Origin of the sequence: Stenotrophomonas sp. HMWF003 (assembly GCF_003061285.1) — a bacterium.
In the GTDB taxonomy this organism is placed as follows: domain Bacteria; phylum Pseudomonadota; class Gammaproteobacteria; order Xanthomonadales; family Xanthomonadaceae; genus Stenotrophomonas; species Stenotrophomonas maltophilia_AP.
Map to the genome: position 1 here is coordinate 1 of NZ_QAIW01000339.1, position 1189 is coordinate 1189.

1 protein-coding gene is annotated in these 1189 nt (G+C 69.2%); it reads right to left on the reverse strand.

The window, feature by feature from the left end:
• A partial coding sequence (locus DBR34_RS13575; protein WP_146186842.1) for a fimbrial protein occupies positions 1-1040 on the reverse strand: 1040 nt, incomplete at its 3' end.
• Positions 1041-1189 lie beyond the last annotated feature (149 nt).

Here is a 1189-nt window from a genome sequence, read left to right on the forward strand (position 1 = left end):
GGGGTGGGGCCGGTCTGGTAATAGCGCGCGCGCAGCACCAGGGTGTAGCTGGAACCATCGGTCTGATTCAACGGCAGCCCGCTGTTGCGCGCCGTGCCGAAGCCCACCGGCGCCTGGGTGCTGGTGCCGATCTGGATGCCGATACCGGTGGCGGTCTGGTTGACCCCATCGGGCTGCAGCGCCATCACCGACTGGGCGGCGTTGACGATCGCAGTGACCGGGTCCACCCGGTACTGCAGGGTGTTGGCCACGCTGTTCTGCGCGGCCTGGCCACGGTCGTTGTAGCTGCCGGTCAGGCTGCGCGCATAGAAAGCCGGGCAGTTGTTCAGCCGCACGGGCACATCCACCCAGGCGGTGCCGGTGCCGACCCCGCTCAGTGCGTTCATCTGGTGCGTGCCCAGGTTCACCGGTACATCCGGAGTGCTGCAGGTACGCGAGACGATATTGACTTGGCCGCTGAAGGTGGCGAGCAGCAGGTCCAGTCGGTTGTCGCCCTGCACGTTGAAGTACGGCGCGGGCAGGCTGCTGCCCTGGATGCTGCCGGCGCCCACGGTGGCGGCGATCTTGTACAGCACCAGCACGTATTGGGTATCGGCGAACAGCGAGATGCGCGGATTGCCCGGGGCGCCGCTGTAGTCCACCCGGTTCTGCAGCGGCAGCGCGGCCGTGCCCGGGCCGATCAGCACGGCGGCACCGATGCCGGGCACGGCGGTGGTGTAGATGCGCGCCCCGAAGGTGGGATGGCTGTAGCTCGACAAGGGGTAGGGCGTCGCGCTGTAGGCGCGGTTGTAGTCGAAGGCAGCGCGATCGCAGGCCACGGTGAAGTCGCTAGTGGTGGAGAAGCTGCGCCGGTAGATCTCCGCGCCCACCGGCACATCGCGGCCCACGGTGATGTTGCCGGTGATCGGCACGGTGAAGCGCAGCGGCGTGGGGAATTCGGGCAGGTAGCTGCAGCGGCCTGCCTGCGCGGGCGCGGCCCACAGCAGGGCCAGCAGCGCCAGCAGCACCGCGGCCAACAGCGAACGGGACGGCATCATCATGGGGAAACAGGCTCCTGCAGGGCGGCGGTGCCGCTGTCGGCGGGTGCCGACGGGGAAGGAATGGCGGCAACCGATGCCGCGGGCGGCTCGCAGACTGCCTGCAGGGTCTGGTAGCCGCGTTGCGGGGCCGGCGCGTCCTTGTGCAGCAC